Origin of the sequence: Novosphingobium sp. fls2-241-R2A-195 (assembly GCF_030209485.1) — a bacterium.
In the GTDB taxonomy this organism is placed as follows: domain Bacteria; phylum Pseudomonadota; class Alphaproteobacteria; order Sphingomonadales; family Sphingomonadaceae; genus Novosphingobium; species Novosphingobium resinovorum.
This window is the reverse complement of record NZ_JARVRY010000048.1, coordinates 1-3,601: the sequence shown is the minus strand read 5'-3', so window position 1 is coordinate 3,601 and position 3,601 is coordinate 1. Positions and strand designations below refer to the sequence as shown.

Sequence of the window (3,601 nt, the reverse complement as noted above, 5' to 3'; positions counted from 1 at the left end):
TCGGACAGGAGGATGAGCAGCGGCCGCCACAGGGCGACGACAGCCAGCGTCGCGACCAGCACGGTGAGGGCATACGTCAGCAGCAAAGCGGCAATCGGGATCAACATGGCAGGCTCCTTCATGAATGTCGCACCAGGCAGGCGCGGCTTCGGAAGCCCTTCCGCAAGTGGCATGCCAATTGCGTAAACCCGCGCAATGCCGAGGATTTCTGGCTCCCCGACACGAATGGATGTTAACGACGTGTACGCAAAATGATGGTAGAACTATCAACGATGGATACAGCGATCGGCATCCCGGCCTTTATCGGCGCGCTTGCGCTGACGGCGATCGCCAGCTTTATGCTGGCCGGCTTCGTGGCGTTACGCGCGCGAAACCTTCCCGGATCGTCGCTGCTCGCCGCATTCCTGACCGGCGTCGGCATCTGGAGCATCGCCCAAGCCGCGCCCGCGCTTTTCGGGCAGCAGGCCGCTGGGGTCACTACTACGCTGATCGCCTTGTCTCCCTTGCCCGCCGCGGCCTTCGTCCATCTGGTCTTCGCATTTGCGCTTTGCGGTGCGCTGCGGCCTGTTGCCATGGCGAGCTATGCTCTTGCCGCGTTCGCCGCGCTGGTCGGCATGCTCTTCGGCGTCGGGACGGTCATGCCCTGGCGCGGATTTGTGGGTTTCTTCATCCCTTCGGCAGTGGGTTGGGGTGTGCTGGGCGTGGCGGCGGCCCTGTCGATCGCAGGCCACCTGCGGCTCCTCGTCGTTTGGAAGCGGCAGGACGGCCTTCACGGGCAACAGGCAGGCGCCGTATTCGTCTCCAGCCTGATCGGCCTCGTTGCGCTTTCCGGCTTTGCCTTTCCCGCCTTCGGGATCGAGGCCTACCCTTGGCCGGTACTGTTGCTGCCGCTCTATTCGGTGGCGCTGGTCTACGGCATCGTGCGCCATCGGTTCATGCTCGCAGATATCTGGGCCCGTCGTGCGCTCGTTTGGTTACTCCTGCTTGCCGGGGCGGGCGCCGCCAGCGTGTTCATAGCCGCGCTGCCACTGACACTCGCGGGTCGCCCGGCAGGTTTCCTGGCGACCTGGCTCGCGCTGGCGGGAACACTGCTCCTGGGCTTGGCGATCCTCACGCCGCTTAAGCGTTTGGTGGACCGCATGGTATTCCCCGGCGGCCACGTCGCTGAAGCCGATATCGCGCAGTGGCGCGACCGCATGGCCGAGGCGACCGACGAGACCGCACTGGCAGCCACCGCCAACGCCCTGCTTCACCGGCACCTCGGTCTGCCGCCCGGTGGCCCCGATCTCCTGCTCGAAGGCGAGACCGTCTCGCTGCGGGGATGGGACGATGCCCCCGCTGGCACGCGTTACACCGCCGAGCGCTTCGCTTCGATCACCGCCGAAAGCGCACGCCGCCTTTCGTCCGCCCGGCGCATGGTCGATGCCGAGCGCGAAGCGCGCCTTGCCGAACTGGGTGCACTGGCGGCCACGGTGGCGCACGACTTGCGCAACCCGCTGGGTATCGTGCAGATGGCCGCCACCGGCGCCCCGGCCGAAGTCCGCGCTGAAATCGGGGAACAGGTCACGCGGATGAATGCGCTGGTCACCGACATTCTCGATTACGCCCGCGCCTGGACCGTTACGCCGCGCGCCCTGCGCGTCAACGACCTGCTCGGCCAGTTTAGCGTGGAGGTTGAGGGCCCACCCGACCTTGAGGTTCAGGCCGACCGCATGGCACTGAACCGCGCGCTGGCCAACCTTGTCGACAATGCCCGCGCAATGGGTTCGCGCGTCCTGATCGTCACCGAACCGGGCCCTCCCGTCACGATCGACATCTGCGATGACGGGCCGGGCATCTCGCCCGATATCGCGCAGAGCCTGTTCCGCCCTTTCGTGTCTCGCCGCCCCGGGGGGACTGGACTGGGCCTTGCCATCGTCCGGCGGATCATGGAGGCGCACGGCGGCACGGTAACGCTGGCCGCGCGGTCGGGGTGGTCCACCTGTTTCCGCCTGACCTTCGGGAGAACACCATGATCTTGCTCGCCGACGACGAACCGGCATTCCAGCGCCTGACTGCCGGCTGGCTCCGCTCGCTCGGCCATGAGGTGACCACGGTGGGAGACGGCGACGCCGCGAGGCAGGCTTTTGCGCAGCACGGCGCCGACGTGGTCCTGCTGGATCTGGCGATGCCTCCGCATCATGATCCGGAGGCCGGGCTTGCCCTGATCCCCTCGTTCGCCCCCGCTCCGGTGGTAGTAATGACGGGCCACGCCGATCAGCCCCTGGCCCTAAAGGCGATGGAGGCCGGCGCGTGGGACTTTCTGGCCAAACCGGTCGATCCTGACATGCTCAAGGTTGTCGTCGAACGCGCCCTCGAACGCGCGCGGCTTGCCCGCGACCTGGCTGCAGCGAAAGCCCTTGAGCATTCGGCTGAGGACATGGGGCTGGTCGGGCAATCCCCGCCAATGACCTCGCTGCGTGACATGATCCGCCGTATCGCGCCCACGGCCCTGCCAGTGATGGTGCTGGGGCCCAGCGGCACCGGCAAGGAACTGGTGGCCCGCGCTATCCACGCCGCATCGCCCCGGGCGGGCCGCGCGCTAGTGCCGGTGCATTGCGGCGCGGTCCCGGCAGACCTTCTGGAAAGCGAGCTTTTCGGCCATCTCAAGGGCAGCTTCACGGGCGCCCATGCCGATCGCCCCGGCCTTGTCGAAACCGCCGCGCACGGAACCCTGTTCCTCGACGAAATTGGCGAGATGCCAGCCACCATGCAGGTCAAACTGCTGCGTTTTCTCGCCGATGGCAGCTACCAGCCGGTCGGCGCCCGCGAGGTTCGCCGCGCTGACGTGCGTATCGTTGCCGCCACCCACCGCGATCTTGCCGCCGCTGTTGCGGACGGCAGTTTCCGCGAGGACCTTTACTACCGCCTGAAGGGCGTCGTTCTGCGGGTCCCGGCGCTGGCAGACCGACAGGGCGACATAGCCCTGTTGGCCCGGCTGTTCCTGCGCCGTGCCAGCGAAGGCCCGGCCAGCTTCGTGCCCGGCGCACTGGACTGGCTGGAAAGTCACGGCTGGCCTGGAAACGTGCGCGAACTGCGCTCGGTCATCGAGTGCGCCGCCGCCCTCGCGCCCAGGAGCGCGAGTGGTTTGACGATTGGCATCGCCGACCTAGCTTTCGCGATGGGAGAGGATCGCGAGCCTGTGCCGAATACCGCAACGCTGCCACCATCCGGCCAGACGCTACAGGATGAGGTGACCGCTCTCGAGCGGCTCCGCATCACCGAAGCTCTCGACCGTACCGGCCACAACCACACGCATACCGCGCGCGAACTCGGCCTTTCGCGGGTCGGCCTGCTCAAGAAAATGGACAGGATGGGCCTACGGTAGAGCCTTCATTTCCTGGGCTGAATCCACAGACCGAAGCCATGTAATCTTTCACACTTCTCTTGCGCGCAACGTATTCAATCTCTCGCTTCGTTGCTGACGATGGCGACAGTGACGCTGGCCAGACCTTCTGGTTGAGTTGTGCGAATAGGCGAATATGATCGGTTGCCGCAGGATAGCGGACGGGCGGCAATTGGGAACGGAGAATCAGGGGCCGAACGGCCGGAATGGGTCGAC

General features: G+C 66.3%; 2 protein-coding genes. Both read left to right on the top strand.

Annotated features, from left to right (window positions below; genetic code table 11):
- The first annotated feature begins 272 nt into the window (after window positions 1-272).
- Window positions 273-2,015, top strand: a complete 1,743-nt coding sequence (locus QRN25_RS25815; RefSeq protein WP_285022390.1) for a sensor histidine kinase — start codon at window positions 273-275, stop codon at window positions 2,013-2,015.
- The gene (locus QRN25_RS25810) at window positions 2,012-3,367 is read left to right on the top strand and encodes a sigma-54-dependent transcriptional regulator (protein WP_285022388.1); all 1,356 of its coding nucleotides are present in this window, start codon (window positions 2,012-2,014) and stop codon (window positions 3,365-3,367) included. Before QRN25_RS25815 ends, QRN25_RS25810 begins: the two co-directional genes overlap by 4 nt.
- Window positions 3,368-3,601 lie beyond the last annotated feature (234 nt).